Raw genomic sequence first — 23,397 nt, forward strand, 5'->3', positions numbered from 1 at the left:
TGGTCGTGTTCAATTGGGTCGAGCTATTTTCTATTGCGCTAATTCATTTCTTTGCAGTTGCTAGCCCGGGACCGGATTTTGCGGTAGTGCTGAAACAGAGTATACAGCAAGGGCGTTTACCCGCCTTAGTTACAAGCCTTGGAATAGGCTGTGGGATATTGTTGCATGTGACATATTCACTTGTGGGTATTGGCCTGATTATACAAACGACGCCTTGGTTACTTAATTTACTTTTATATGTTGCTGCCGCATATTTAGCCTGGATAGGTTGGTCAGGTTTAAATAGCAAACCTAGCGAAATACGACACGAAATACCCAAAGGTCATTCGAATAAAACATTAGTAAAGTCATTCGTTATTGGTTTCGTCACAAATGGTCTAAACCCAAAGGCAACGCTCTTCTTTCTATCTTTATTTACTGTGGCGATATCAGTTGATACCAGTATTCATGATAAAATCATTTATGGGATCTATATGGCCGTAGCCACAACCCTATGGTTTAGTTTTGTGTCACTAGTCATTACTCATAAAAAGGTGCGTTACTTTTACCAAGACAATGGCTATATTTTTGACCGTATTATGGGCGCGGTCCTTATTATAATGGCGGTACTATTACTTTTTAGTAACTAAATTCTATCAATAGGGCGATCCAAACAGGGTGTAATCAGTTATTATACGAGGGTACCCGAAACAATTATGGTGAGTTGTGTTCCAACAAAATAAGAATGAGTCAGAAGCCTTGGAAAAAGCGCTAAATGGACAGTACGATTTCGATATAAAAAGTTTATTCATGCGGGCAGGTGAAGCCTCCCGAAAAAATATGGCAACCATTCTGAAGTGCATCCTTGCTGCGGTTTTTTTCGCTTTGGGCATTACCATCGTTTTTTTCCAAATATACGAGATTCAAACCGTAGAACAATTTGAAGCAATCCCTTTAGAAACCAGATATCTATTCCAAATGATACTGGAATGCTTAATCGCGCCAATGTTAGTAGGTTTGACCATGATTGGTGTTAGAACTGAGCGCAAAGAGGCGGTCACTTTTAGCATGTTGTGGGCGTATTACCCAATTTTTATCTTTGTCGCGTCAGCGACCTTGATGGTGGCATTGCTATCGCAACTCGGCTTTGCACTTTTCTTGTTGCCTGGAATCTATGTACTGGTCACTACCATGTTCGTGCAAGCACTGGTGGCCGATAAAGCAATGAGTCCCTTAGCTGCGTTAGTATTGTCCATTAAAGTCTCAAATAAATACCTAGTGAAGATCGCTCTGTGCTACTTGGCTTTCTTTGCAATGTTCATCTTCGTCATGATAACGTTTGGATTCGCTCTGATTTGGGTAGGCCCTTTGTTCTTTAATTTTAAAGGGATCCTGTACAATGATTTATTTGGTGGCATTAGCGAGGTTCAAAATGCGCCAGAACATTCAGAAGAGGAAACACACTTTGATGCATAAGTTAAAGATAATTTCGATCGCAATTACGGTTTTGCTTCTTGTTGTATTCTCTGTTTATTTTTTACAGCCCCAAAAATCTGAAATTCAAGAAATCCCACAATCGGTGAGTGCCAAGCAAGCCATTCCCGACTTTGCAGAAATTAAACAGACCACAGAAAAAAAGAAGGCGTTTTTTTCCTATCTCCGTCCTGAGGTTGAAACACAGAATGCCCACATTTTGCTACAACGAGAGTTCGTTCATGGACTCCGTGCTAAACATATTGCAGAAGAGCAAATTACCGAAAACCAAATGGAAGAACTTCTTTGGCTTATGAAGGAGTACAGAGTAGAGGAAAATGATGATCTAGAACTCGTTTTTGACAAACTTTTAACGCGTATCGACATTGTTCCGGTAGAATTAGTACTCGTTCAAACTGCGAATGAAAGCGCTTGGGGCACATCGAGGTTTGCTAGAAAAGGTTATAACTTTTTTGGATTGTGGTGTTTTAGGAAAGGCTGTGGCTTTGTTCCTAAAAGACGTAACGATGGCGCTGCGCATGAAGTGGCTAAGTTTGATGATTTGTCGACAGGTATGTACACCTATTTGAGAAATTTAAATCGACATGATGCATATAAAGAGATGCGTGCAATCAGAAAGCAATTACGTGACCAAATGAAACCAATATCAGCCACGGCGCTTACCGAAGGTTTGACCAAGTATTCCGAGCGTGGTGACGACTATGTCGTTGAGCTTAAACATATGATAAGAACAAATCAGGATTTGATGTAATGAAGAAAGCAATTGTTGGGACTGTATTAGCATTGGGATGCGCGTTTATCGCTTCTCCTGCGCTGGCAGATGAAGTCGAAGTCGCTTACAAGACATTCTATAGTCATGTAAAGAAATTAGACAATGAGGATACACAGGCCCTGCAATTCGCTTTCGGTTTTACTTATGTACAAAATGGTAAGCTTTGTCATATAAATTCAGCTCGGATTAGCACCGAAAAAAAGCAAATGCCATTGAAAGTGAGCAAAGAGCAGCGCTTTACGATTCAATCAGAAAAGGCACTTAATCTTGCTAATGCAAAGGTAGTCATAGACTTCAAAGAACCGTCAAACCAATGTGACATTTCAGTTCAGTTGGAAACAAAACCTGAATACTTAAAAGAGAACTATACTTTCGAAGAATTAAGCTTTCTGTACCAGCAATACGAAGCCTTCTTCAATGAAATGGGAAGTTTTCTGTCGTTTATGATGCCCAACGTAAGTGGTCTAATGTTTCAATTTGAAGATACAAACCTAAGCGAAGCAACTAAAACGGGTGAAAGAGTAAGTGAAGGCACCTTGATGTTAAATGACGAGTGGTTTGAAAATGAAAGGGGCCTTAGATTACAGCGAAAGCCGTTACGCATAACCGCTATAGCTACTAAGTAATAACGCTTAAGGCTAGTTAGCAAGGGAACTCATTGCCTTTGGCACCTTCATTCCCGTTAGCGTAGTGACTCCTGTTAAAATAGACCTTCTAGTGCTTCTCTTTTAAACCAGCAGCTACTTTGTCCATGCCTAATTGATAAAGTAGCTGTTCGGATAGTCTTTCAACCGCCTGACTCCCTTTCTCTGCTACTTCAATCGCTCTATGAAACTCGAGGATGCCTACATCTCTCAGCTGTGGTTCAATTAAAATGTCAGGTGGCTCGCCTGCTAACCTAGATCGTGTCACACGTGCTTGCAAGATTTCCAGCGAACTACTCATAACACTGACAATACCAGGAGGCGTCGCCTTGTTTGGTTTAGGCTCCGGAGAAAACCACTTCTTCATAAAGCCTTCACTAGCGCGATCGAGTAAATCATCAGTACGCTTTTGATTCTCTTCATGTTCTTTTTCACATGTTTCTATCAATCTAGGACGAAAATCAGCACTGAGATTTACTGCTATCACAAAATCAGCACCTAGCTGTCGGCATTGATTCACCGGAACAGGGTTAACGACGGCGCCGTCAACTAACCAGCGGCCTTGGTGGTGAACTGGGCTGAATAGAGCAGGGATTGCGCAGGAAGCTTGAATAGAATCACCAAGTTCACCTTGATTAAAGACAACTTCTTTCCCAGAGTACAAATCTGTTGATACGCAAGCAAATGGTATATTCATCTCATCAAAGCGTTCAGCACAAAACTCATCTTTAAGTTTGTCGAATACTTTTTGACCACTTGCTAAACCACCACGCTTAAAGCCAACACCCAGTAATCTAAAAACTTGCCATTCGGTTAAGGTGTTTGCCCATGCTTCAAGTTCGTCTAACTTACCACTGGCATAGGCAGCCCCTACGTAGGCCCCAATTGAACATCCGGCGATGACATCAATTTGTATGCCGGCACGCTGTAACGCGCGAATAACCCCAATATGGGCCCAACCTCTGGCTGCTCCTGCACCTAATGCAAGTCCAATTTTCATGAAATTCCTTTTACAAGTTTGCTATTTGAATCACTAAAGATTCATCTATGTTAGTCGAAGAGACTTCTTCACTATTGAAGTCATACGCTTTACGTTCGGAACTGCGGTCTATTTGCAGCCCCTTGAAGTCAAATAAGTCGGTATCAGCCAATTGGCTCGGGATAATGCTCTTTGTAGCATTAAAGATATTCTCGACTCTGCCAGGCGTTTGTCTATCCCATTCATTCAACATTGCTTTCACGTTTTGACGTTGCAAGTTTTCTTGTGAACCACAAAGGTTGCATGGAATGATAGGGTACTCTCGAATTGCAGCCAGTGAAGCGATATCTTTCTCGCGGCAGTAGGCTAGAGGGCGAATGACGATGTTGCGCTTATCATCTGATAAGAGCTTTGGTGGCATGGATTTTAGCTTGGCACCATAGAACATGTTTAAAAAGGTTGTTTCCACCATATCATCCATGTGATGACCCAAGGCGATTTTAGTCGCGCCAATTTTTTCAGCGAAGGAATATAAACTTCCGCGCCTTAAACGTGAACACAATCCACATGTGGTTTTTCCATCTTCTATTTTGGACTTAACAACAGAGTAGGTGTCTTTATCGATAATATAATAAGGAATATTTTTCTGTTCCAAATAACTCGGTAGAATATCCTCTGGAAAACCGGGTTGCTTTTGGTCCAAGTTAACGGCGATAACCTCAAAATTAATCGGGGCTGATTGCTGTAAACTAAGCAAAATGTCCAACATCACAAAGCTGTCCTTGCCACCACTAATGGCAGCCATAACAACATCACCATCTTCAATCATCTGATAGTCTGCTATCGCTTTGCCCACATTTCTGCGAATGCGCTTTACGAGTTTGTCATTGTTATATTTTTGCTTAGGTAAGTTTGAAGTTTGAACCACTGTGTATGCCTGTGAATGTGCCGACCTATAAAAGTATGGATGATGCTCGCATACCTAATCTTTGGCGCACATTTTAAAGCTTGTTGTCTGGGTAAGCAAACAAGGAATGAAAAGAGATGCCCGATTTAGGCATCTCTTTGGTTTTGTGTAAAAACGAGGGTGTTTGTTTATGGCTTTATGATGAGCGTGTCACAATTAACCGCATCGATAATCATTTCTGCAGTATTCCCCAACAGGGCTGCTGAAATACCTCTTCGCCCAACAGATCCTATTATCAGTAAATCTGCGTCCAGTTCATTACTTAGCTTAGGAATAACATCTTCAGGCAAGCCCTCTAGTACATGCATCGTAGCATCCTGAAGGGAATGAGTCGTGGCTAGCTCATTCAACTTATTCGTATGTCTTTCTTGTACTGAACGATTGTAAACTTCTGGCGCAAAATTCGGGACTTCCACGGCAATGTGCACAGGCGCGCCAGCATAAGAATTGGCCAAGTGAAGTGTTGAGTTCGTCAATTTAGCTAGCTCATTTCCTGTTTCAGCGATTTTATCACTCAAGCTTATATGCTGATCATCTTTAGCTGAAACACCAATAGAAGCAAGGACTTTACCATTATTTGTCCATTCATGATCTTTGACCAAAAGCACATCAACAGGCGCGTTGCGCAAAATATGCCAATCATTCGGTGTGAAAATACTAGATGCTAACATGCCATGCTTCTTAGTGGATTTCACAATCAGGTCACATGATTCTTCCTGGCAAGTTTCCACCACGGATTCATGCAACTTCTTTTGCCATTTAATCTTGGTGCTAATGTTAACGTCAGTAGTTAGTTCCTTTAGCAGGGCAGTTAGGTTAAGCGATTCATGTTCTAACATTGCCTGTTTCATTTCGTAGCGTTCGTCGCTTGTGAGGATCGCGGCCATGTCATATGACTTATCGTAAATTGAGGATAGGGCAACGACGCTAGCACCGGTTTTTTCAGCAAGGAAAATAGCTCGATTGAGTGAAGGTTGTTGTTTTGTGCTTGGGTCAATGACAGCTAAAATTTTGCTACAAGTAAACATAGTGTTCTCCAGAACGTTGTTATCTATGTATATTGTAGATATTTATGGGCAATGTGCTAGTAACCACATTGCCCCAGATCAAGTTTGCGAATAATAAACTTAACAAACTTGGGTAAAGTTTATTTCCATATCGGGAAGGCGTTGCTTTATGCCGTCGAAATCACTAATAGTGATTAACTTGCCATCAACCTTAATCAGATCTTCTTTTTGGAATCGGGTTAGCAAGCGGCTAATAGTCTCAACCGTCAAGCCCAAATAATTACCAATTTCATTACGCGTCATCGATAAATTGAATTGCTTGGCGGAAAAGCCTCGTTCTTCAAATCGCTGAGATAAGTGACTTAAAAAGTGAAGAAGACGCTCTTCTGCGCTTCTTTTACTGAGTAACATCATCAAATCGTGGTCGTGTTTGATTTCAGCACTCATGAAACGCATGATTTGTTGTCTTAGTTTTGGAAATCTGACTGACATCTCATCTAAGGTCTCGTAAGGCAGTTCGCACACCATTGCAGTTTCTAACGCTTGGGTATAACTGCCATGCTTATCGTCTTTCAATGCGTCGAATCCGATAATATCGCCAGGGAAGTGGAACCCAATAATCTGCTCAACACCGTCTTTATCACTAACATAAGATTTAAATGAACCTGAACGTACGGCATATAATGAATGGAATTTGTCACCATAACGGACTAATTTATCGTTTTTATGAAGGGGTTTTTTTCGCTCAATGATATCGTCCAAGGTATCAAGTTCATTTTTGTTTAAACTAACCGGTAAACACAAATGACTAAAGCTACAACTTTGGCAGTGAATTGAGAGTTCTGGACCTTTTGCCATGACTTACTCTTTTTGATGATTTTCAGATCAATTATTACCTGTAACAAGGTCGTAGGTCAAGATCAAAGAAAACGCAAGTAGTAGAATAGCAATCATTTTTCGAGTGTATTTATGTTGAAAAATGGGCAGTAAGAAACCTGCACCAAGGCTAGTTGCCATGACCGCAGGTAGCGTCCCCAAGCCAAAGAACAACATCATCGAAGCGCCTTGATAAACACTTTCGCTTGCCAATGACCAACTGAGCATGGAGTAGACTAAACCACAAGGCAGCCAACCCCAAATCATCCCGTAAGCTATTGTGTATAATGGGTTTTTAAATGGGATAAGCTTTTTACCAATCGGGGAAATATGTCGCCAAAGATGGCTTCCCAGGCGTTCTAGTGCTGAAAGGCCTTTGTACCAATCACTGATATAAAGTGCCAGCAACACCATAAACACGATGCTAATTATTTGAAATATTGGGAACGCGTTATTCGCACTGGTGCTTATTATGCTGCCAATATACCCTGTTAACGCGCCAGCTGCGGTATAACTCAATATACGACCAATGTTGTAGGCACAGATATAGGTGAGTTGTGAAACGTTTTTCGGAATAGCAAAGGTGAAAGCACTAGCAATACCGCCACACATGCCTATGCAGTGTACCCCCCCAGCAAGCCCAATTAAAAATGCACTTAATAGATTGAAATCGGGATTCAACGCTTTGGTTCTTTTTTGTCTTTAGCTAATTCAGCCTGTTGTTCGTTCGCGTTGCTATCCGCTGCGTCATTCGTCTTTTCAGCACTTTCTGACTTGATATCGTCATCAAATAGAATGCTGTACCCTTGACGATCTAAGTCTTCAAACTGATTACTTTTTACTGCCCAAAAGAATACACCGATAGCAATTCCGACGATGATAATGGCTAATGGGATCAATACATAAATGATACTCACGGCTTCTTCCTAGCTGTTGCGCATTAAACGCGTGGAATTATACACCACTATAATAGAACTTATCGACATCCCTAGAGCCGCCATCCAAGGTGTTAGAAATCCACCAATGGCAAAAGGTAATACAAGTATGTTGTATGACAGCGCCCACGCAATATTCTGCTTAATCTTTCGCTTAGTACGTTTGGCCATATTGATGACATGTAATAGAGAGGCTAAGTCTTGATTCAATAAAATAACATCAGCCGCATTTTTAGCCAGATCAGATGCATTTCCCACCGCGACGCTAACATCTGACACTGCTAAAACAGGTGCATCATTAATACCATCACCCAGCATTAATACACTGCGCCCATTTGCTTGAAGTTGTTTTATGTACATCAGTTTTTGTTCAGGTGCTTGTTCAGCCACGGTATTTTTAATATTTAGGCTGTTAGCGACATGTGTCACATTCTGTAAGGTATCACCACTTAATATTGTTTGCTCGTAGGGAGCTAAGGCTTTGATGACGTCTACCACATCTTCTTTTAACTTATCTCTTAACCAGAATGCTGAGACAAGTGTGTCGTTTTCACTCAGGAGTACGTTTGCCCCCTGAAGTTCATTTCGTTGTTGTTCACTGAGCGCTTCGGCCGGAATCTTCCCTAGAATGTAATTCGGAGAGCCGATATGGTATTGATTTTTTCCAATTTTACAATTTAAGCCTTTACCTATGACTACTTGCAAATCATCCACGGCGAATAAATCAGTCTGCGTTTCTAATGATCCGAATGCCTTAGCAATAGGGTGCTCAGACTGCAACTCTATACTTTTTGCGATGCTTCGATATTTATCGATTGACGCTGATTCGTTATCAGCAAACCAAGACTTGTCTATTGTGAATTCACCATGGGTTAATGTACCTGTTTTATCAAATACAATGTCGGTAACTTCAGTAAGCTGCTCAAGAGCGTCAGCTCGTTTAAGCAAAATACCTTGCTTGTTTAACCTAGCCATTGCGCATGTAAGGGCAGATGGCGTCGCCAAGCCTAGTGCACACGGGCAGGTTGCGACAAGTACCGATATCGTAATCCAAAAGGCGTGCTCATTGCCTTGGTAAGCCCAAAATGCATAGGTAAGTGCTGAAATCGTTAAAACAGCTACCACAAAGTAACGACTCAGTTTATCCGCAATGAGAGCCACTTTGGGCTTACTTGATAGGGCAGTTTCTTGCAATCTAAGTATTTGATTCACCATTGCATGTTTGAGGGTTTTACTTACCTTCAACTTGATAGCGCCATTTTGATTAATGGTACCGCCAAACACGGGGTCGTTAACTTGTTTTGTTACGGGCTCAAACTCACCGGTAAGCATTGATTCATCTAGTAGGGCTTTCCCCTCAACAATGAATCCGTCGACTGGAATAATCTCACCAGCCTTGACCAAAACGAGGTCGTCAACTTTGAGTTGTTTTGCTAGTACGGAGCGTGCCTCTTTGCCTGTCCACAAATTGGCAGTAACCGGGATATGCTTTAACATGTTTGAAGATATCTGCGTTGCTTTGTGTCTAGATCGATGTTCCAAAAAACGACTAATCAACAAGAAAAAGATGAACATGCAAATAGACTCAAAATAAACCTCTGCATTCGGTTTATTCACCGTAAAGAAACCAGCGATATAGGTTGCTAAAATAGCTATTGTTACCGGGATATCCATATTCACCGTTCGCGCCATAATTGCTTTCATTGCGCTGAGATAAAATACACTGCCTGCATATAACACCACAGGAGTCGTAAGGACTAAGCTTATCCAATTGAAATATTTAGTTGTTTCCGCATCGATATTACCGAATAAGTCGAAATACTGACCCATTGCTAACATCATAACTTGCATTGTCATCAAGCCCGACAGACCTACTTTTTTCAAAAAACTTTTTTGTTCTCGTTGATAAGAAGCTTCATGGCTATCAGCTTGGAACGGCAAGGATTCATAACCGATTGTTTTTAATTGTCTTAACACTTGGGAAAGTTTTAGAACGTTGTTGTCCCAAATGACCATTGCTCTGCGAGCACCAACATTGACAGATACCTGCTTTATTCCCTTTGTTTTAGCTAATTGCTTTTCTATTAACCAACCACAAGCGGCGCAAGTAATGCCTTCAACGGTGAGTTGAATTTCTTTATCTGTTCCAATATCAAAAACGAATTCTTCTTGTAATTCGGGTTCATCATAAACCGCTAACTTAGCCAAGGTATTATCTAAGGCTGCATCGCCACGAGCTGCTGGCTCTGTTCTAAATTCGTAGTAGCTTTCTAGCCCGTTATCGACAATTGAAGAAGCCACAGCTTGGCAACCTGGACAACACATTGAATGACTCACACCTAGAATCGTAACAGGGTATTTGTTGCCTTCAAGATTGGGTAGACCGCAGTGAAAGCAGCCGCCTTCTGGAATATTGATGCTCATGTTCGTTGACTAAGGCTCTAGTTTGATAGGAGAACGTGCCGGTAGATTTACATTTTGTTGTACTTTCCAAGCTTCATCTAAAGGCGTTAATCGAACTCGCCATTTACCTTGATAATCAGCGTCTGTGGAAGCTCTGTAGATACCATTTGCATCAGCGCTCAATAACACATGAAAATCTTTCTCTTCCTGCGTTACATGGAAAAAATCCAACTTCAATGCTTCTAGCGTGCTAGGTAGGCCTGAAACAAACTCAACTGAGATGATGCCATCTTCAATATTGAATAACGTTTTTATTTCTAGCTCCTTGGCTGCCTGTATTTTATCTAAGCGTGAATTGATTGTTTTCCCTTCTTTGTAATAGTCATCAATGACTAAACTATCACTTCCGTCTGTCGCGTAACTAATGACAATCCCGCCGACAATAAAAGAGGAAAGGGGAATACAAATGAGAAACCATGGGTAGAATTGTTTGTACCAAGGTTTAATATCCTGCGTTTCCATAAAACTCCAAAGGTAAAATTGAGAAAGCTTTTGCTGAGTTTGCAACAGCGCGAGAAATTATACCGAATAAGATAAAGAAAAGCCCCGAGAACTCGAGGCTTTTTGTTCGTTTTTTACTGACTGTTAGACAGGCTATAAACGTAAGCGGCGACAACGTGAATTTTGTCTTCACCTAGTGTTTCTTTGAAGGCTGGCATAACACCATTTCGACCATAATAAAGTGTTTGTGTCACGGATTTTTCATTCCCGCCATACAACCAAATATTATCAGTTAGGTTAGGCGCGCCAAGCAATTGATTGCCTTTGCCATCCATACCGTGACATGCAGCACATACAGCAAAACGTGCTTTACCTTTTTCTTTCAAGCCTTGGTCAACATCTCTGCCACTTAAGCTCAAGGTATATGCGACAACCTCTGCAACACCGTCTTCACCCATACTGTTTAACCAACCTGGCATTGCGCCTCGACGACCTAAAACAAGAGTTTCCTTGATTTTGTCACCCGATCCGCCGTACAGCCAATCATCATCCGTCAGGTTAGGGAAGCCAGATGCCGCACCTTTCGCATTAGAGCCATGGCATTGAGCACAGTTTTGCAAGAATAAACGTTGCCCAACTTGAATAGCTTCTTCATTTTCTGCTAAGACTTCAACTGGCGTCTTTGCGTATTCAGCGAAGATAGGGTCGAATTTTTCATTCGCATACTTCACTTGTAGCGCATATTCGTTCAAGTTACCTGCAGCAATGTCTTCTTCTAGCGCCAACTTTGACTCTTCTAAAGACAACACACCTTGATTTGAACTTGTCCAACCGATGACACCTTTAAACCCGCCTAGGCCTGGGTAGATAATCAAATAAGCGACACCCCAAACGATACAAATATAGAATAAGATCGTCCACCAACGAGGAAGTTGATTGTTTAACTCTTCAATGCCGTCGAACTCATGCCCCATAGACACGCCTTCTTCAACACCTGTTTTATTCGCGAGAGTCCATCGTAATAGGAAGTAACAACCTACGATAGTACCTAGAGATATCACTGATATCCAAATTGTCCAAAACATACTCATGAGTTTAAGACTCCTGATCTTTTTTATTTAATTCTTTCTTTTCTTCGTCATCGAAAACTAAGTTTGCTGCTTCATCAAAGCTTTTTTTGTTGCGGCTGCTGAATGCCCACAAACAAACGCCAACGAAAACAACAAACACGACAACCGTAAATATTGTGCCTATAGTCCCTTGGTCCATTATTTTAAATGTGTCCCAAGTTGTTGAAGATAAGCAATAAGGGCTTCCATTTCTGTTTTCCCTTTTACTGCAGCTTCAGCACCTGCAATATCTTCATCTGTATAAGGCATGCCCAACATACGATTAACTTCCATCTTCTTGACGATATCAGCACCATCAAGCGTATTTTCAGCTAACCACGGGTAACCAGGCATATTAGATTCAGGTACAACGTTTCTTGGATTAATCAAGTGAACTCTGTGCCATTCGTCGCTGTAGCGTTGACCAACACGGGCAAGGTCTGGACCAGTACGTTTGGAGCCCCATAGGAATGGGCGTTCCCACACTGATTCACCAGCAACACTGTAGTGACCATAGCGCTCAGTCTCTGAACGGAATGGACGGATCATTTGACTATGACAGCCTACACACCCTTCGCGAATGTATATGTCGCGACCTTCAAGCTCTAGGGCAGTGTAAGGGCGTAAACCCTTCACTGGCTGAAGCGCTTGCTGATCAAACATCAAAGGTAATATTTGAGCCATCGCACCAAAACTAATCGCAATAAGGATAAGAATAGTGAGAAGGCCAACATTCTTTTCTAACAACTCATGTGGATTTTTCATTTTCAAACTCCTTATGCTGCAGCTGTTGCAGGTGAATCACTAGCAACGCTTTGTTTAGGGGCTAGAATCGTGCGGTAGCAGTTGTAGGCCATGATTAACATACCGACAACAACAAATAAACCACCAATGAATCGTACAATATAGAAAGGTTTAGAAGCTTCTAGCGACTCAACGAAAGAGTAGGTTAGTGTGCCGTCTGCGTTAACCGCTCTCCACATTAAACCCTGAAGTACGCCTGACATCCACATAGCAACGATGTATAGAACTACGCCGATAGTTGCTAACCAGAAATGCACGTTGATTAGCTTAGTACTATACATTTTAGGTTGACCAAACAATATTGGTACTAAGTGATAAATCGAACCAATGGACACCATTGCAACCCAACCGAGTGCACCAGAGTGAACATGACCAACTGTCCAATCAGTGTAGTGTGATAAAGCGTTAACTGTTTTAATTGCCATCATCGGGCCTTCGAAAGTCGACATGCCGTAGAAAGATAACGAAACAATAAGGAAACGTAAAACAGGGTCTGTTCTAAGCTTATGCCAAGCACCAGATAGCGTCATGATACCGTTGATCATGCCACCCCAAGACGGTACGAAAAGGATGATTGACATCACCATACCAAGTGACTGGGTCCAGTCTGGTAAAGCCGTGTAATGAAGGTGGTGTGGACCAGCCCAAATATACAAAGACACTAAAGCCCAAAAGTGAACGATAGACAAGCGGTACGAGTAAACCGGACGTCCTGCTTGCTTCGGTACGAAGTAGTACATCATTCCAAGGAAACCGGCTGTTAGGAAGAACCCTACCGCGTTATGTCCATACCACCATTGCATCATCGCATCTACTGCACCTGCATAGATACTGTAAGACTTGGTGAATGAAACAGGAATGGCCATGCTGTTACCTATGTGAAGTACAGCAACGGTTAGCATAAATGCACCAAGGAACCAGTTTGCAACGTAGATATGCGAGGTCTTTCGAATAACCAATGTCCCGAAGAAGTTGATGATATAAGCGACCCAAACTAGGGTTATCAGTATATCAATTGGCCACTCTAGTTCTGCGTACTCTTTACTTGCGGTAACACCAAAAGGTAAGGTCACCACGGCGGCAACGATAACAGCTTGCCAACCCCAGAATGTAAAAGCGGCTAATTTGTCGCTAAACAGACGGATCTGACAGGTTCGTTGAACTATGTAGTAAGAGGTAGCAAAAAGGGCACAACCACCGAATGCGAAAATAACAGCATTAGTATGTAAAGGACGTAAACGAGAGTAAGTTAGCCATGGAATGTCAAAGTTAAGTGCTGGAGCAAATAATTGTGCAGCAATTAACACACCTAGTGACATTCCAATGATGCCCCAAACAACCGTCATTATTGTGAATTGCCTGACTACTTTATAATTGTAATCAGGTTGTACTTGGCTTGTTTCGCTCATATTTTTATATCTTCCGCGTCGAGAAAAAATCACTATATCTCAAAGTGTATATTGCCCTTTTTTGCTTCCTAGTTGAGTAGTGTTAGCAAGTTGAGTAATCTACTGAGATATCACAGGTGGATAATAATGTTTTTAAATACAAAAAGATATATTACTTAAGTCCCACTTGATCTTCGTCAATAAAGGAATGTTTACGGTAAACAAAATGTTAAATAACAAGCCTAAAAAACACATAAAATCTAGGGGTGTTCTTCTAGTAATCCTAGTATTGATAGGACTTATAGGGGGTTATTACGAAAATGTAAATTTTTCAACTTATCAGGGTGCTGAGTGCGATTTAAGCGCATCTTCGTGTGAATTTAGACTTGAAAATGAGCAAATTTCCGTAAAATTTTTAAGTGATATCGTCGTCGAAGAGGAAATATTTCTAGAATTTGATCTGTCTCAAGGTCTTAAGCTTGAAAATGCATGGATAGAGGGAGTGAATATGTTCATGGGAAAAACCCCTGTTATTAAGGAAAACGAAGCTTATTTGACCTTTTTGGGCAGCTGTAATTTAGACACCATGAAATGGCGTTTAGTATTCACTGTTACCAATAAAAAAGGCCAAGAGTTTACACGCTCAGCCATTTTCTTTACGTACTTAGACTAACTTTCGTCAAAGCTGTCATCACTACATTTGTGATTGAAGGTAATTAGGTAAACCCAAGCGCTCAATTAAGCCTAACTGTTGTTCTAACCAGTGAGCATGATCCATTTCTGTATCATCTAACAAAATCAGCAGCATATCTCTGCTTACGTAGTCTTGCTCTGTTTCGCACAACGCGATCACTTCGCGAAGTTTTTCTGCCACTTCATATTCAACACGTAAATCACTTTGCAACATATCTGGAACGGTAGTTCCCAACTTGAAACCCACTCTAGTTTGCATATCAGGCTGTCCGCCTAAAAACAACATACGCTCAATCAGTTTAGTAGCATGGCCTTTTTCGTCATCAAACTCATGGTTAATTCGCTCATATAATTTATTTAAGCCCCAATCTAAATACATTTGAGAATGCGCGAAGTATTGGTCCATTGCGGCTAGCTCATAGCCGAGGAGGGCATTTAAGCCATCGATTACTTTTTGATTACCTTGCATATTAATCTTCCTCTACTTGCGATTGTAAATAGTTCTGAATGCCCATTTGTTCAATTTGATACATCTGTGTGTCTAACCAATCAAAATGCTCTTCTTCGTAATCGAGAATAGTTGATAGTAGATCACGAGACACATAATCTAAGTGCTGCTCACATAATTCAATTGCACTTTTCATTTGGGGGACTTGTTTCAATTGAAACTGCATGTCGCATTCCAACATCTCTTTGGGCTCTTCACCGATATTAATTTTACCTAGCGCTTGTAGGTTAGGAAGACCTTCGAGAAAGAGAATTCGCTCAATCAATTCATCAGCTTGCTTCATGTCTTTAATTGACTTTTTGTAGCACACTTTATCGAGAGCCTCAAAACCCCAGTTTTTGTACATACGAGCATGGAGAAAGTATTGATTTATAGATGTTAGTTCTGTGGTGAGCACTTCGTTTAGTGCTTTGATGATCTCGGGTTTACCTTTCATGATAACCTCCTTAGTTTTTATACGCCAAAGTATACCTGAAGATTGATGCAGATCAAATCAAATAAGGAAAAACTCTTTATATTTCATGCGCATACAAAAGATAATGATTTTCATTAAGTCTTAGCTTAGCAATTGATAAAAAGTTAAGCCTAGGGTGTAGACTCCAGCAATTCAAAACTTTCTTCTGCAAAACCAAGACCGGCTTCAGTAAAGAAGTTAAATACTTTATCTACGCCAACATCCATCAACGGAGCTACCTCATCCTCATACCTAGCGATGGCAGCTATCTTACCTTTAAAACCGGCTGAACGAAGCTGATGCGTTATGTTTGACGAATCCTGAATGGATGGTAGGGCCAGCAAGACTAATTCAACTTTTGAAATGTTTACGTTTTCCCAAAGATCGATGTTTTCTCCATCGCCAAGTATTGCATTGTAATCTAACTCTTTTAACGCGCTGACTTTATCAAGGTCTGCATCCATCCCCGTGACGCCATTTTCCATTAATTTGGCTAGGGTGGTGAATGCCCCTTTACCAACACGACCCATGCCAATAACTAATACTCTTGTACCCTGCATACTCGGATAAACGTCTTCCTTTAAAGGAGATGGTTTTTGATAACGCTTTAAAAACTCTTTATGCTTTTTATAACTGTTATGCGATGTTCGATAAATAGCACTCGTAAAAACGAATGAAAACGACACACTAAGCGCTAGAATAACCAACCATATTTTATCCAACATGCCCACACTCACAGCAACCGCACCGACAATGAGACCAAATTCACTATAGTTACTCATAATAAGTCCTGACAGATACGACGTTCTCGCTCGTAACCTGAACTGAGTGAACAAAGTAAAAAATAGCATAAATTTTATCGGTAGCAACAAGGTAATTAACATAGCGATACCCGCTATTTCAAGTGTGGGTAGGGCGGTAAGACCAATTGTTAAAAAGAATCCAATCAGGAATAAATCCTTAAATGAAAGTAAGGATTTTGCTAACTCGTTTGCTTTTACGTGTCCCGCCATTAAAACCCCAAAGATCAATGCGCCCAAGTCACCTTTCACTCCAACAAATTCAAATAAGTGATAACCGCCGAGCGCAAAAATAAAGCCAGTTAAAGGCAGTAGCTCGCCGTGACCAGATTGATCTAAGAGCTTTCTAAACAGTGGAGTTAATGGAATGAGTAACAACAAAGCTAGCGCCCAAGGAGAGGGGATCTTACCTGTTGCTGCTACCAAGAATAGCACGGCGAAGATATCTTGCATTACCAGGATTCCAATGGCAACTTTACCGTGTCTTGTTCTACTTTCTCCGCTTTCCTCTAATATTTTGACAACACAGACGGTAGAACTGAAACTGAAGGCAAATCCAATGAGTGCAATCGTTTCATTAGACAAGTCGCTTATATAAGGAAGGCCCAAAAAGCTGAACAAAAAAAAGGCTGTACTGACGATAGCTATCCACAAAGTGGTATGTAGAATACTGCTTAGCCAAATTTCCCGTTTCAACAAATCATTAATATTTAACTTGAGGCCGATAGTAAACAGCATAATGGTGATGCCGAGGTCTGCGATTTGTTGCAAACTTGCGTTGTTTTCAAAACCCCATGCATTAAGCACAAAACCGGCAATCAAATAGCCAATTAAAGGGGGTAAACCGATAAATCGGAATCCAAGGCCAAAAACAAAAGCGATGAGTAAAAATAGAAATTCCATTGAGGGTCACTTATTTTATAAAAATGTTTACGCTTTGAGAAAGCGTTTAATATCGCGAGCGACTCTGCGCACATCCTCCACCATAGGCATATGGCCAAGATCTTCATATATCGTTGTTTTAGAATCTAACATATTCTGCCAAATAACGTAGTCCTCTACAGGCATCAATTTATCATTGACTCCCCATATTAACATGGTGTCCGTAGAGTTAATTTTATGATCGTGTGGTTGATAAAAATCGTCTGGATTAAAAAAATCCCTAAACATATGAACATATTGTTCCCGTTTACCAATGTACTTGTTAGCTAAAGCCCTAAGCACAAATTTAGGAATGTAGGGAGGTTTAGTCATCACTAAGTCATAAAAATAGAAGAAGTCTTCTTCGTTATAGTGGTTAAATGGGTTTTGATTTGTTTTTGCCATTTGTAGCGAAAAGTCAGAACTTACACCAGCGGGATCGATTAGGATTGATTTTTGGATCCTTTCTGGACATATCTCCAGGAGTTGAGCGGCCATCAATCCCCCCATACTATTTCCGATGATATGAAACTGCTGAATATTAGCGTCATTTAACATCTCCAGCAGCAATTTGACTTGGTTTTTTGTACTGTAATTGTGACTGGATTTGTATTCAGTATCCCCGTGACCCAACAAGTCTGGGATGAATAACTGATAATCTTTCTTCAATCTCAGGGCTAGTCGATTCCAAATATATTTATCAGCACTAAAGCCGTGTACCAGTACAAGAACTGGCCGATCATTATTGAAGGTTGCTACGTTGCTAAGGTAATTTGTCTCCACATCAAACGCTTTGCTATAACCTTTATAATGTTTTAAAGAAGCTATTTTTGCTTCCAATTTATTTGCTGAGTCATAAATAGCAGTTGCGATAATGAAAGATGTATCTACTCTTAGTAGCAGTAGCCAGAGTACAACAATAACTAAAACGATAAGGGTAACAACAAGTAAAGTCATGGATTTCGTCTTTTGCTCGTATAATCTATATGGCCTTAGTATCTATCATTACGCATAATAAATCGAATGAAGATTAGTATAAAAATAGGACAAATCGCTGATTTACTTAGCAATCTGGATAATTAGTCTATCGAATTTTGCTTTTTTTTACTGTGGCTAGTATTGTTAACATGTTCCCTAGACGGCTTACACAGGATATGAAGTCACCAAAGACGATGGATGACGTGAATAAAAAATATAGGTCACCACAACTTGTGTCGAATATAAGCTCTGAAATTAATGCACTAAAAGCGGAGATAGCTAACCGCCTAATGTTAGCGCTCGTTATTTTGTGCTGTATTGGTTTACCGATATCCCTTGCTCGCTGGCCTAACCTTGGCTTTCAGCTTGTGTTTGCGGTGCATATATTATTAACTGCATCGACAATAATAATGTATTTCAGGCCAACAAAAGAAAACTATAAAGTCGACTACCTTTACATAAGCGCGTTTCTTACCCTTTTAGCTGCTATGGGCTTGTATTCATTCGGACTCCAAAGTGGGGGATTCATACATTTCATTTTTGCAGCATTTATTATCGCGGGCATATTCTCTCTAAAAGCGTCAATTATTTATTTAATATTTTCCTCTAGTGGCACCGCGATGCTAGGGCTCCTATTCTCACAAGGTACAATTACACACGTGATCGAACCCAATATATATGCAAGCAGCATGGGCGCTTGGTCTATTGCAATATTCAGTGGTGTAATAACCAGTACGCTTTTTCTCACTGCCGGATATGCTTACTATAGGAAGTTGAAAAGCTCTCTTGAATTACTTGAAACACAGAATGAGAAAGTAGAGTATTTGGCCAATCATGATCATCTTACGGGCCTGACATCTCCAAGGCTTGCGCAAGAACAGTTAGACTTAACCTTAAACTTGGCAAAAAGACACAGTTTTAAGGCAGCCATTCTCTATATAGACGTCGATGACTTTAAGTTAATAAATGATGCACTAGGTCATGATGCGGGAGATTTTGCTCTGAAAGAAATAGCAAACCGCCTTAAGGATTTGATTCGAGATACTGATATTGCATGTCGCCAAGGTGGTGATGAGTTCTTGGTTATTTTGCACTATCCAGTGACCAAAGAAGCATGTGAAGAAATATGTCGACGCCTGATTAGCGCCTTTGATTCAAGACTTCCGTATAAGGAACATGAGATAAAAATCAATCTTAGTATTGGAGTTGCCATCTATCCTGATGACGGTGAAAGACAGGATGAACTGCGCATAAAAGCAGATAAAGCAATGTACACGACTAAGCATCAACAGAAAAACAATTACCTATTTGCGGATGAATTGTAGATAGGTCGTCAACAATTCCTAATTAGGCTGAACTACCGTTTAGGTCACTAATTTACGATATTATAATATAAGCCATTGATTAAAATGGCTTATATTGCAAAAATTAAATTGATACGTCTCTCATCTGCTTTAATGTAGACCCAAATTGGCTTCGCACAACTGGGTTAAATTCATAAATACCCATAAAGTTAATGTGCGCCCAAGCGATAACAGAGCCAGTCGATATTGATTCAATGACATTCATACGTTCATCATGTGAATCAAGAGACAAACAATAGTCAGACAAAAATAAGTAGTTCCATAGAATAATCATATTGCGTAACAAGGTATTACTGGCCATGACCAATTGAATCTCGTCCTGCAGACCGACTTGTAACTTACCATTTCTTCCAAACAGTACTTTGTCAGCAAGTTTTTGGCCTAACTCTACTCTGTTAAGCTGCTTTTGAATATTTTGCCTGAGCGCTTCATCGTCTACATAGTTTAAAATGAAGTGGGTCTTTAGCAAGCGTCCGAATTCTTTAAAGGCTTGATATAGTGTGTTGTCTCGCTCACTACTGGTTAACATTTTTAACATTTTTAACATTTGTGAAGCACTGCAGCGCTTCAACTTCATAGACGCAATAAGCCTCAATATATCATCCCAATTTTCCAATATAAGTTTCTTATTGATTTGCCTCTTTGGCGCTAATGGCGAACCAGAGTATTTGCATGTTGTTTTAGACTCATAAGCATAAAGAGTCTGATGATGAACATTCTTAATGCGTGGTGCAAAAGACACGTCCATGAAATGCAAACCCGCAAACACAGCTTCAGTATAACCATGCGTGTCGGTGCTATGAAAGTGCTCCTCTATATCGCCTTGCATCAATGCATGTTTTGATGAAACTAGTCCTTCGAGGACATAAGGCGCCTCGCGATCTGATGACGTTAAAACATTGACATGAAAAAATGACTGCTTTTCGTCAAGAAAACTATTAACGCTTATCCCTTGTTCTTTGCCGTAATATTTGTATGAATCATTTGCAAGCAGTGAGTTCACGTTAACCACAACTTTCTTACCATCGCTACTTGAATGTAGTCTGCCATCATTTTCATTATATATGGTTGATCTTCCCACAGTTAGGATCACCAATTCTTCAATATCTACCTTAAGTGTGAATCGGTTCTAATTTTACAGGTGCTTCTTAAATCTTGAGCGCCAGATTAAACATCTCCAACTTTTCAGAATATTAATAAGTTTCAGTTTAATACTTAAACTCAAATTTATTCGAGTTTAAGTGGTAGTTTTGTCCTACTAATTTGGGGTTTTAGAGATTTTCCTGAAGAAGTAAGACCAGTCAAAACATTGGTTTCGACAAATAGCGTAAAATAGACGAAAAAAAAGACGGTAATTTAGATGAAAAAATATAAAGACAACTGAAAGTAATGGAAACACTAAAAAAAATAGCAGCTTCGAATGTTACTTCGCCCAATAAATTACAAACATCATTATTAGACAATTATATTGTAGACGTTCAAATTAATATCGCACGATCTGGCCTTTTTCAAAGGAGTCCTAAATTAAACAGCACTAATTTTGTTTAGCATTCTTTTGCAAGCTGAATGTCAATTAAACCGGAGCAAGACTAGTTCTTGTGGATTTTGAAAATGTGATGGTAAATGTTATTTCGTTTTCTGAAGACGTTGCCAAAATATCACCACCATTAATTCTAATTACTGATTTAGCAATTGTTAATCCAAGTCCGGCTCCCTGCCCATCTCTTTTGCGAGAGGGGTCAGCTCTGTAAAATCGGTCAAATAACCTAGCTAAATGTTTTTTAGAAATCGTTTCACCTTGGTTAATAACCGATATCGATACCCGTTCTGAGGTTTCTTTGGTTTCAATTACAATGTCGTTATCAACTGGCGAATATCTGACTGCATTGGATATTAGGTTACTTAACGCTTGTCGAAGCATAGTTCTATCACAATTAACTGTAACGGTTGGGCCAGCTAACTGTAAGCTTATATTTTTTTCATCAGCAAGGAGTTCGAAGTATTCTAGCAAGTCTTTAATTTCACTATTAACATCAATGTTTTCTTTGTTTGGTTTTATTAAGCCATGCTCAGTTTGCGCAAGTAGTAACATGTCGCTGACCATTTTCGTCATACGGTCGAATTCTTCAAGATTAGAGTAGAGCATTTCTGTATATTGTTCGTTACTTCTAGGTCTGCTTAACATCACCTGAGTTTGTGTGGTCAAATTAGTAATGGGCGTGCGCAGTTCATGGGCTATGTCGGCTGAGAAAAAAGATAAGCGAACAAAACCATCTTCGAGTTTTTGCAGCATAACATTGAACGAATCAACTAAAGTGAGTAGCTCCATTGGCACCTCTTCTGAACTGATCCTTGCGTCTAGATGGTCAGCTGATATTGTTTCTATTTTTCGGCTTAGTTTTCGCAGTGGAGAATGGCCTCTATATATGGCGAACCTAGCGGCTAAAATAGTGATCACGGCAGCACACAAGGTAATTAACCACAGCGTTTTCTTAAATTCATCCATATACGTCATATGGAATTCCATGTTAGACGCAACTATTACACTGAAATTGGTTTCGACATTATCTATTAAAATGGTTGCATTTAGTTTTGTCGCTCGGAACATATGCTGAGAATCTTTAAATAGCAGCAGATGCTCTGGTTTAACAGATGTATATGTCCGCGCATATTCTGGGTAGAAGCTAAAATCGACTTCTTTGCTGGTATAAAGTACGTCTCCCATTGCGCTCTCCACATGATAATAAACTCCATGATGCCCTGATACTGCATCTTCAAGTGTGTCTGCTGGAGATGTTTTTTGTAAGCCTGACTCCGCGAGTTGCTTATTAACAGCAACAAATACTTCGTTAAGTTCTCCAGCATCTTGTTCAGTAAAATGTTGCTCTATTGAACGCACCACAATCTCATGCATAATTGTTAAGCATACCACCACCGCAAAACCGACTAGTATCGTAGAGCGAAATGCAAGTGAGTTTGGGACGCGAAACACCTTATTCATTATTAGCCGCTGAAATTTTGTAGCCCATACCACGGATGGTTTGGATAAGTTTCACTGGAAAGTCATCATCGATTTTGGCGCGCAACCGGCGAATAGCAACATCAATAACATTGGTATCACTATCGAAATTGATATCCCATACTTGTGAAGCAATGAGAGAACGGGGTAATACTTCACCTTGTCGTCTAACCATAAGCTCTAACAATGTAAACTCTTTAGTGGTTAGGTTGATGGTTTTGCCCGCCCTTGTGGCAATACGAGAGGGAATATCTAGCTGTAAGTCGGCAATTGCGAGTATATTTGTGGGGGCTGCTATCGTGCGCCTTACTAAAGAGCGCACTCTTGCAAGGAGTTCAGCAAACGCAAAGGGTTTGACCAAATAGTCGTCCGCGCCTAATTCTAATCCCTTTACTTTATCCTTAACACTGTCTCTTGCGGTTAAAAACAGTACTGGCGTATGGTTACCGGCCTCCCTCAATGAACTCATTATCTTCCAACCATCTATATCAGGTAACATCACGTCCAGTATCACGAGTTCAAAGTTTCCCGTCATTGCTTTGTGATGACCATCAAGTCCATTTCTGACTAACTCAACAACAAACCCCGCCTCTGACAAGCCTTGTTTAATATAGTCGCCGGTTTTCACTTCGTCTTCTACCACTAGTATTTTCATGCTTGCTCCATTTGTATCCGCTATTTCTGTGCAACTCTTTGGAAAATATCGAGCGAATGCACAACTGACCGTAAACATCGGCTCATGCCGATAGTATAAAGGACTAATTTGTTGAATAAACATCAGATGACAGAAATGTAATCTATG

The 23,397-nt window shown here is 40.4% G+C and carries 25 protein-coding genes; 6 read left to right on the forward strand and 19 right to left on the reverse strand.

The features are described 5' to 3' along the window. Positions 1-5 precede the first annotated feature (5 nt). The 4 genes from RM544_RS02765 to RM544_RS02780 all read left to right on the forward strand — a co-directional run bounded on the left by RM544_RS02765 (position 6) and on the right by RM544_RS02780 (position 2,871). Positions 6-629 (forward strand): LysE family translocator, encoded by a 624-nt coding sequence (locus tag RM544_RS02765; RefSeq protein WP_311360245.1) that lies wholly within the window; start codon positions 6-8, stop codon positions 627-629. 76 nt (positions 630-705) lie between these two features. Beyond that, entirely contained in the window at positions 706-1,455 is a 750-nt protein-coding gene (locus RM544_RS02770) for a hypothetical protein (RefSeq protein WP_311360246.1), read from the forward strand. Continuing rightward, positions 1,448-2,224 carry a glucosaminidase domain-containing protein gene (locus RM544_RS02775; protein ID WP_311360247.1) on the forward strand — a complete coding sequence of 259 codons (777 nt, stop codon included), beginning with the start codon at positions 1,448-1,450 and terminating at the stop codon, positions 2,222-2,224. The genes RM544_RS02770 and RM544_RS02775 overlap by 8 nt, the downstream gene beginning before the upstream one ends. Then, positions 2,224-2,871 (forward strand): DUF2987 domain-containing protein, encoded by a 648-nt coding sequence (locus RM544_RS02780; protein WP_311360248.1) that lies wholly within the window; start codon positions 2,224-2,226, stop codon positions 2,869-2,871. Before RM544_RS02775 ends, RM544_RS02780 begins: the two co-directional genes overlap by 1 nt. Before the next feature lie 88 nt (positions 2,872-2,959). Here the strand turns inward: RM544_RS02780 and rssA are convergent, their stop codons facing one another. From rssA to ccoN, 12 genes are all read right to left on the reverse strand, one after another. Then, a complete protein-coding gene (gene rssA, locus RM544_RS02785; RefSeq protein WP_311360249.1) occupies positions 2,960-3,889 on the reverse strand; it encodes a patatin-like phospholipase RssA in 930 nt (309 codons plus the stop codon). A gap of 10 nt (positions 3,890-3,899) precedes the next feature. Next, entirely contained in the window at positions 3,900-4,796 is an 897-nt protein-coding gene (ttcA, locus tag RM544_RS02790; RefSeq protein WP_311360250.1) for a tRNA 2-thiocytidine(32) synthetase TtcA, read from the reverse strand. A gap of 167 nt (positions 4,797-4,963) precedes the next feature. After that, positions 4,964-5,863 carry a universal stress protein UspE gene (gene uspE, locus RM544_RS02795; RefSeq protein WP_311360251.1) on the reverse strand — a complete coding sequence of 300 codons (900 nt, stop codon included), beginning with the start codon at positions 5,861-5,863 and terminating at the stop codon, positions 4,964-4,966. A gap of 99 nt (positions 5,864-5,962) precedes the next feature. Then, positions 5,963-6,700: a fumarate/nitrate reduction transcriptional regulator Fnr gene (fnr, locus tag RM544_RS02800; protein WP_311360252.1), complete on the reverse strand. Its 738-nt coding sequence runs from the start codon at positions 6,698-6,700 to the stop codon at positions 5,963-5,965. A gap of 27 nt (positions 6,701-6,727) precedes the next feature. Beyond that, positions 6,728-7,399: a sulfite exporter TauE/SafE family protein gene (locus RM544_RS02805; RefSeq protein ID WP_311360253.1), complete on the reverse strand. Its 672-nt coding sequence runs from the start codon at positions 7,397-7,399 to the stop codon at positions 6,728-6,730. Beyond that, positions 7,396-7,635, reverse strand: coding sequence for a cbb3-type cytochrome oxidase assembly protein CcoS (gene ccoS, locus RM544_RS02810; protein WP_311360254.1), 240 nt, complete (start codon positions 7,633-7,635; stop codon positions 7,396-7,398). Before ccoS ends, RM544_RS02805 begins: the two co-directional genes overlap by 4 nt. 9 nt (positions 7,636-7,644) lie before the next feature. Further along, a complete protein-coding gene (locus RM544_RS02815) occupies positions 7,645-10,077 on the reverse strand; it encodes a heavy metal translocating P-type ATPase (RefSeq protein ID WP_311360255.1) in 2,433 nt (810 codons plus the stop codon). Positions 10,078-10,086: 9 nt separating this feature from the next. Then, entirely contained in the window at positions 10,087-10,578 is a 492-nt protein-coding gene (locus tag RM544_RS02820) for a FixH family protein (protein ID WP_311360256.1), read from the reverse strand. A 113-nt stretch (positions 10,579-10,691) separates the two neighbouring features. Next, positions 10,692-11,648, reverse strand: a complete 957-nt coding sequence (gene ccoP, locus RM544_RS02825) for a cytochrome-c oxidase, cbb3-type subunit III (RefSeq protein ID WP_311360257.1) — start codon at positions 11,646-11,648, stop codon at positions 10,692-10,694. A 4-nt stretch (positions 11,649-11,652) separates the two neighbouring features. Beyond that, positions 11,653-11,826 (reverse strand): cbb3-type cytochrome oxidase subunit 3, encoded by a 174-nt coding sequence (locus tag RM544_RS02830; protein WP_311360258.1) that lies wholly within the window; start codon positions 11,824-11,826, stop codon positions 11,653-11,655. After that, entirely contained in the window at positions 11,826-12,431 is a 606-nt protein-coding gene (gene ccoO / locus RM544_RS02835) for a cytochrome-c oxidase, cbb3-type subunit II (RefSeq protein WP_311360259.1), read from the reverse strand. The genes RM544_RS02830 and ccoO overlap by 1 nt, the downstream gene beginning before the upstream one ends. 11 nt (positions 12,432-12,442) lie before the next feature. Then, on the reverse strand, positions 12,443-13,879 hold the full coding sequence (gene ccoN / locus RM544_RS02840) for a cytochrome-c oxidase, cbb3-type subunit I (protein ID WP_311360260.1): 1,437 nt from the start codon (positions 13,877-13,879) through the stop codon (positions 12,443-12,445). A 205-nt stretch (positions 13,880-14,084) separates the two neighbouring features. Here ccoN and RM544_RS02845 point away from each other — a divergent pair, with 205 nt between their 5' ends. Continuing rightward, a complete protein-coding gene (locus tag RM544_RS02845) occupies positions 14,085-14,531 on the forward strand; it encodes a hypothetical protein (protein ID WP_311360261.1) in 447 nt (148 codons plus the stop codon). Between the two features lie 21 nt (positions 14,532-14,552). Here the strand turns inward: RM544_RS02845 and bfr (RM544_RS02850) are convergent, their stop codons facing one another. From bfr (RM544_RS02850) to RM544_RS02865, 4 genes are all read right to left on the reverse strand, one after another. Then, the gene (gene bfr / locus RM544_RS02850) at positions 14,553-15,020 is read right to left on the reverse strand and encodes a bacterioferritin (RefSeq protein ID WP_311360262.1); all 468 of its coding nucleotides are present in this window, start codon (positions 15,018-15,020) and stop codon (positions 14,553-14,555) included. Position 15,021: 1 nt separating this feature from the next. After that, positions 15,022-15,495 (reverse strand): bacterioferritin, encoded by a 474-nt coding sequence (gene bfr / locus RM544_RS02855; RefSeq protein WP_311360263.1) that lies wholly within the window; start codon positions 15,493-15,495, stop codon positions 15,022-15,024. A 149-nt stretch (positions 15,496-15,644) separates the two neighbouring features. Then, on the reverse strand, positions 15,645-17,216 hold the full coding sequence (locus RM544_RS02860; RefSeq protein ID WP_311360264.1) for a cation:proton antiporter family protein: 1,572 nt from the start codon (positions 17,214-17,216) through the stop codon (positions 15,645-15,647). Positions 17,217-17,243: 27 nt separating this feature from the next. Next, positions 17,244-18,191 carry an alpha/beta fold hydrolase gene (locus tag RM544_RS02865; RefSeq protein WP_311360265.1) on the reverse strand — a complete coding sequence of 316 codons (948 nt, stop codon included), beginning with the start codon at positions 18,189-18,191 and terminating at the stop codon, positions 17,244-17,246. Positions 18,192-18,388: 197 nt separating this feature from the next. Here RM544_RS02865 and RM544_RS02870 point away from each other — a divergent pair, with 197 nt between their 5' ends. Beyond that, positions 18,389-19,537, forward strand: coding sequence for a diguanylate cyclase domain-containing protein (locus RM544_RS02870; protein ID WP_311360266.1), 1,149 nt, complete (start codon positions 18,389-18,391; stop codon positions 19,535-19,537). Between the two features lie 103 nt (positions 19,538-19,640). Here the strand turns inward: RM544_RS02870 and RM544_RS02875 are convergent, their stop codons facing one another. The 3 genes from RM544_RS02875 to RM544_RS02885 all read right to left on the reverse strand — a co-directional run bounded on the left by RM544_RS02875 (position 19,641) and on the right by RM544_RS02885 (position 23,250). After that, positions 19,641-20,657 carry a Tn3 family transposase gene (locus RM544_RS02875; protein WP_311360267.1) on the reverse strand — a complete coding sequence of 339 codons (1,017 nt, stop codon included), beginning with the start codon at positions 20,655-20,657 and terminating at the stop codon, positions 19,641-19,643. 492 nt (positions 20,658-21,149) lie between these two features. Then, the gene (locus RM544_RS02880) at positions 21,150-22,577 is read right to left on the reverse strand and encodes a heavy metal sensor histidine kinase (RefSeq protein ID WP_311360268.1); all 1,428 of its coding nucleotides are present in this window, start codon (positions 22,575-22,577) and stop codon (positions 21,150-21,152) included. After that, a complete protein-coding gene (locus RM544_RS02885) occupies positions 22,570-23,250 on the reverse strand; it encodes a heavy metal response regulator transcription factor (RefSeq protein WP_311360269.1) in 681 nt (226 codons plus the stop codon). Before RM544_RS02885 ends, RM544_RS02880 begins: the two co-directional genes overlap by 8 nt. Positions 23,251-23,397: the final 147 nt, after the last annotated feature.

The sequence above is a fragment of the Brumicola blandensis genome, assembly GCF_031846165.1.
Classification (GTDB): Bacteria; Pseudomonadota; Gammaproteobacteria; order Enterobacterales; family Alteromonadaceae; genus Glaciecola; species Glaciecola blandensis.